General features: G+C 35.9%; 5 protein-coding genes and 1 pseudogene. 2 read left to right on the top strand and 4 right to left on the bottom strand.

Going from position 1 to position 5,622, the window contains the following annotated elements; translation table 11 throughout:
* Positions 1-390: 390 nt before the first annotated feature.
* Together E2K52_RS13075 and E2K52_RS13070 are read left to right on the top strand one after the other, a co-directional pair.
* The gene (locus tag E2K52_RS13075; RefSeq protein WP_151205489.1) at positions 391-753 is read left to right on the top strand and encodes a lysozyme inhibitor; all 363 of its coding nucleotides are present in this window, start codon (positions 391-393) and stop codon (positions 751-753) included.
* A 347-nt stretch (positions 754-1,100) separates the two neighbouring features.
* Positions 1,101-2,048, top strand: a complete 948-nt coding sequence (locus E2K52_RS13070; protein WP_151205490.1) for a GGDEF domain-containing protein — start codon at positions 1,101-1,103, stop codon at positions 2,046-2,048.
* Positions 2,049-2,948: 900 nt separating this feature from the next.
* On the opposite strand, the gene E2K52_RS13065 is transcribed toward E2K52_RS13070, so the two are convergent.
* From E2K52_RS13065 to E2K52_RS13055, 4 genes and pseudogenes are all read right to left on the bottom strand, one after another.
* A complete protein-coding gene (locus tag E2K52_RS13065) occupies positions 2,949-3,494 on the bottom strand; it encodes a hypothetical protein (RefSeq protein WP_151205488.1) in 546 nt (181 codons plus the stop codon).
* Positions 3,495-3,607: 113 nt separating this feature from the next.
* Positions 3,608-3,775, bottom strand: a complete 168-nt coding sequence (locus E2K52_RS15085) for a hypothetical protein (protein WP_153228197.1) — start codon at positions 3,773-3,775, stop codon at positions 3,608-3,610.
* 348 nt (positions 3,776-4,123) lie between these two features.
* Positions 4,124-4,582: a DUF2147 domain-containing protein gene (locus E2K52_RS13060; protein ID WP_151205487.1), complete on the bottom strand. Its 459-nt coding sequence runs from the start codon at positions 4,580-4,582 to the stop codon at positions 4,124-4,126.
* A 935-nt stretch (positions 4,583-5,517) separates the two neighbouring features.
* Positions 5,518-5,622 (bottom strand): annotated as a pseudogene (locus E2K52_RS13055) (IS982 family transposase); the annotation flags it as partial.

The following is a 5,622-nucleotide window of genomic DNA, read 5'->3' as shown; positions in this document are numbered from 1 at the left end:
CTTCTTGAGTAAGATGAGTATAGTTCATGATGCAACTTTGACTTTGGTCGGTCGGAAGCAAAATGCTAGCTCATCTTGCTTCCTTCCAATAATTTAATCTCTGTTGCACTTCATTTGAGAATCCAAGATACAAAAAACAACTGCGTATCTGCTCTATTGAAAATTCAGCCTGATGATTACCCCAAGCTAAGCCCCGCTTAAAGACATTAAAGTCATAAGGGGAAGACTATAAGGCAAGTTAAATATCCCCTATAGGTAAATTCAGATAAGAATTCCTCCCCCTCATCGCAGTATTTTTTATGTCATCCAAATGTAAATAAATCTTTATATTTCTATCCAACTAATTAACATGTTTATACTTATGATTTAGAACGAAAAGGTTTGTTCAATATGAAATATATAATTGGTGCTTCACTTCTTGCTTTGGCACTGGCCGGCTGCAACTCATCTCCTACACAACCTACAGAATCAACGCCTCCTGTAGAAAGCACACCAAGCACTCCGGCTGAAACCCAAGTAATTAACTTTGTTGGACCAATGGATCTAACTATTCAGCTTAAGTCATCTGACAATTTTGAAACAGCAGAAATGACTGATAATTCAGGCAAAGTTCATCATTTGAAGCAAACTGTAGCGGCCAGTGGTGTACGTTTAGCAAATGACCAAGGTGTATCTATTCACTTTAAGCGTGGCGAAGGTGTAGTAGAGTTAGTTAAAGGTAAGCCAATTAACATTACTGAATACAAAAAATAAGATTCTTACTTTAAAAACCCATCTTAAGATGGGTTTTATTTTAGCTATGACCCAAGACAAAATACCCCTCAGGCAACCTGCATAAGAAACTTGCCCCTCCATCTATATGATTTTTTATGTTAAGCGTAAGGTTCAAAATAACGTCTGTAATAATCAGTATAAGCCCTATAATTATTAGAAATAATGCTATAGGGTCTACTCCTTGAGTGTTGTTCATTTTATGTTGTCTGATCTGCTATGAATACTTTTTTCTTTAGACTTTTAAAGCTGTATTTTTATTCATGATTTCTATATACAATTATATTCAAGTATTCGAAATTACTTCCTAGATATAGTGAATCTTTATGATAAATCATGCTGGTTTTAAAAGCTTTGAGGAAGCAGGTCAAACGGTTTTAAAATACCTGCACACTCGCTTTGGCTTCAATTTATGGATGATCACCCGCACTGAAGGTGATGACTGGATCGTTCTGCAAAGTGAAGATAATGGCTATGACATTAAACCTGGGCAAGTGTTTCGTTGGGCCGATTCCTTTTGCTCCCAAATGGTACAAGGCAAAGCTCCCCGCATTGCCCCCTACTCACCCGCTATCCCACTATACCGTCAGGCTGCAATAAACAAGCTGGTAGATATACAAGCATATGTAGGCCAGCCGCTTGTAAAAGAAGATGGTTCACTTTTTGGCACACTTTGTGCTATTGATCCACAACCCAAGTCAGAAATGCTTATTGAAGAGGCAGCGATTTTTGAACTATTAGCACAGATGCTGAGTTATATCTTACAAACTGAATTAAGAGAGACGCAACAAATACGTAAAGCTGAACATTTTGAAGCTGAGGCCCTTAGTGATTCACTTACTGGTCTGTTTAACCGTCGTGCATGGGACAAACTGCTTGAATTAGAAGAAGAGCGCTGCAAACAATATGGCCATCCTACTGCTATATTAATGATTGATCTTAATGATCTCAAAATTACCAACGATTCTTTAGGACATGCGGCAGGTGATGCACTCATTCAAAGAATGGCTTTAACCTTAAAAGATAATATACGCAGTAATGATATTGTTGCTCGCTTAGGTGGTGATGAGTTTGCAGTACTGAGTATAGAAACCGATTTAGAGAATGCTGAGAAGCTGGTATTAAGAATTCAGCATGCGTTGGTACAAGCTGGTATTAGTGCCGCAATTGGTTTGGCAATGCGAAATCCCCAATCTGGATTATCAGCAGCCGTTCTAGAAGCTGATGAAAAGATGTATCAAGACAAGGTCTTAATCAAATCAAATAGAATGGGTTAAAAAAACCGCCTTACGCGGCCTGAGATTTTAAAAAGCTGCAACCAAAGTGGCACTTGGACCGGGTGGAGAAAGTATGAAAGCTTTTAATTGTTATCAATGATCGCAACATATCTGATGAAGAGTAGTATTTGTGAATGATGGCCTTATCCAAGTGAAGCTTTTGCTGATCTCCGATACAGTTGGAACTTATCCAATACTCCATTTTTAGTCATTTCAAATAGGTTTCGAATCGAACTAACATAAATAAAGGTCAAAGTATTTTATACTGGCAAATGGTTTTAGGTTTAATATAAATATCTAATGCCTGCCCTGCACCAATATCTCATACCTTCTCAATCGCCTTGCCTTTTCTAGGCTTCTTATATTCCCCATGAGTAATCTGGGCGAGAATTATGTGCGCTTTTGTACATGATCTTATCATTGCAGCTCAACCGTACACAAACTCATGGTTTTTATCATTTCATCGCTCTTGAAGCTTTATATTATTTTCCAGAAAGCTGTTACTATCAAAAATTAAAATTCTATACGAATTACCCTACTAAACATAAAAAAACCATTATATCTACCTACTTAAACCAGCTGCTAAAACTGGACGAGAGAAAGATTACTTTCTAATCTAAACAAGCCTTGAATGACTACAGAGAAAAGAAATATTCAATGCTAGAATAAAAAGTCATGTAGATTATATTTAATCATCATGGAAAGGGTGGTCATCGCAGTAATTCTGGTTATTATCTTGGTATTGCTGGTTATTTTTTATAATCAAAAGAAATAACCTATATGTTTATATCAAGTATATTGAAACATTTATGTAATTTCATAAATCCATGAGACTTCAATAATATAGACAGTATTTAATCGCCTGAAGCCAGCTTTTAGGTTTTTTATTTCTACATAAGTTTAAGCAATAAAAAGCACTTTGTCAGTGACTTTCCAACCTTTACCGGCAATTTTTTGAACCGTATATTTAAACGTATTGGCTGGCAGGTTATTTCCTCCGTCCTTGCCGCCATAAGTAGCATCAGCATAATCCCGAGAAACAATCTCAAAATGCTTGCTATTGATCTGCTTCACATTACTGATAAATCTAAAGTTAATGTCAACATTGTCGCCAAAAGCTTTATCATTCTGAACCACAAATGGTCGTGACTTGGAAAGCTTGCTGACTTCAGACATATGGAAAGAACTGCTGCCGTTTCCGCCTTTACAGCCTTTATCGCCACTCCAAAAGATATAGTATTCTGCAATACCGGTCTTTTCGTCTGAGTAAATTGGATAAATATCTTTAATCGATGTTAATTTAGCCGCTTTACCTCTTTCAAAAGAATGCCCGCATGAAGTGGATTCCGCATACTTTTGCGTTACATTTAAAACTTGGTACTTGGCTACTGCATCGGAATCAGCCATCGCCACACTACTCATACCAGTCAGCATTAATGCTGCCATTATTTTTTTTTGCAAATCTTTTCAATTTAAATCTCTAAAAAATTGCTACCCTATTCATTCTATATTTTTTGACCATCTATTCAAGTAAGAAAGAAGTATAATTTCAAAACCCTTCATCTTAATACAGGTTTTTCTTTTCTGTCATGCAAATACAAATAAAGAGAAATTTTATGCAATATATCAGGGGTATTTCTCTTATTGCTTTCATACTTACTAGGCTGTAATTCATATCCTACAGAAATGATCAGTCCTGTAGAGAGTAGCGTACCCAGCATTTCCATCCTCACTCCCGCACAGATTCATGACTCACCCTCAGCAGTCCAATGGATTTAATCCTTAAGTTTAAATCGTCAGATAATTTTGAAACTGCGCTGCTGACGGACAACTCAAATAGAACGGTCATGTTGAAAAGAGCGCCTGCTGCGAACGGTGTGTTGATGCCTGATAATGAAGGTGGGCTATTCACTTTAAAAATGGAGAAGGCCTTGTAGGATTTGTGAAAGACCGACCTATCCCTATCCAAGAGTTTAAAGAATAGTTATCAAATTCTTGAACAAACCCACCGTATTGGTAGGTTGGTTTTTTAAAGCCTGGAATCAATACATGCGCTTATAAGGGTACAAGCTCTATCAGAGCTTCTTCCACGTCATATTGCTCATCGTATTGCTTCCCTTGGCTTTGCCTTGAACTTTGAGCAAATCTCTTGATTCATTTAATTGAGCATCAATATGGTAGGTTTTCCCATCCTGCGTATTGATCCACACGCCTTTACTGAATTGCTGATCTTTACCATTAGCAACCAGTCCTCTTAATGTTTCCATTCCAAAAAATGGCTGATTTTTTAGTACGCCCGCGCATTTGGTACACACTTCACTCATTGGAGCACCTGGCAATGGGTAGTTTTTGGTCACAACGGCACGATACTGTTCTGTTTTAGAATCCTTACGGATTACAATATCTGAAATATAATATCCAGTACGGTCATCGATAACCTTCCATGTGCCAATTAATGGATCAAAAGGCATGGCAGCTAAGGAGTTAATCATTCCAAGCAGTAGTGCAACAGCACCAATAAATTTAAGCTTCATATAGAGACATTTTACAATTAAGTTAAAAGCACAGAGAGGTGCCGAGTGCGGGAAATTATACCCCCTATTTTTTTAATATAGACAGAAATTTCACTAAAATTATATATATATCCAATACATGTAAAAAAAAGAATAGTTTGACGAGGCCATGTCTGCCAGAATAAACATCGTTTAAATCGGTTCAATAGAATCACTCTAAAATAATTATCCTAAAAAAACCTAAATTGGTGTACCCCCTTAGTCACTGGGCACACTTTTATACGGTTACCTTAGTGAGTCGAAATCCGTTTAATAATTAAACGTTTGTCCCAAGGAATAAACCATCAGGGTGATAAGCAATACAACGAATATAGATATAGCTATTTCTGTTTTTGTCATTTGATCTACCCTTATTTAAGGCTGTACCCCCTTTATACAGCGCTTAAATAATATTCTAAATAACAAAATATTACACTTTCATGATTCTTTGCAACAAAATAAAACATACTTTAATTTTAAAATTTAGCTTTATTTTTTAAGTTTAAGCAAGCTTTATCGACTCTCAAAAACCAATTAAAAAATTGAAAAATATAAAGATATATAGGTAACTCATTAAAGTAAAACCAGACTTCTTTTAATGACAAACCTGAATACTTGAGATAAGGAACTGTATATTGGCAAACTCGTAGAGTGGTATTAAAGGTATTAAATCTTTTTATTTAAGTAATTTTTGACCCAAGTGTAATATTTGAGAAAAGATTTCTTTCTTTGATCTTTTCATTATCCTGAAACTTACAAACACTCTACTTAATTCAAGCTACCAAAGACATTGACCTTTAATAATAAATCAAATAAAAAAGTATTTTAAATACCACCCATATTATGTGGTTTTTTTATATAAATGGAGAAAGTTTATCCTAAATACTTAAGTTTAACCTGAATCCTGTTTAAGCCAACTATTCGATTACTCGAATGGTTGGCTTATTTCTGTGGCTCAATTGATATGCGCACAATGAAGCATAAATCCCTCCTAGAAATCCACAAACACTACGTACTCTACT

Source organism: Acinetobacter sp. RF14B, assembly GCF_006864105.1.
Classification (GTDB): Bacteria; Pseudomonadota; Gammaproteobacteria; order Pseudomonadales; family Moraxellaceae; genus Acinetobacter; species Acinetobacter lwoffii_C.
The sequence above is the reverse complement of the archived record's forward strand: the minus strand, read 5'-3'. Positions and strand labels throughout refer to the sequence as shown.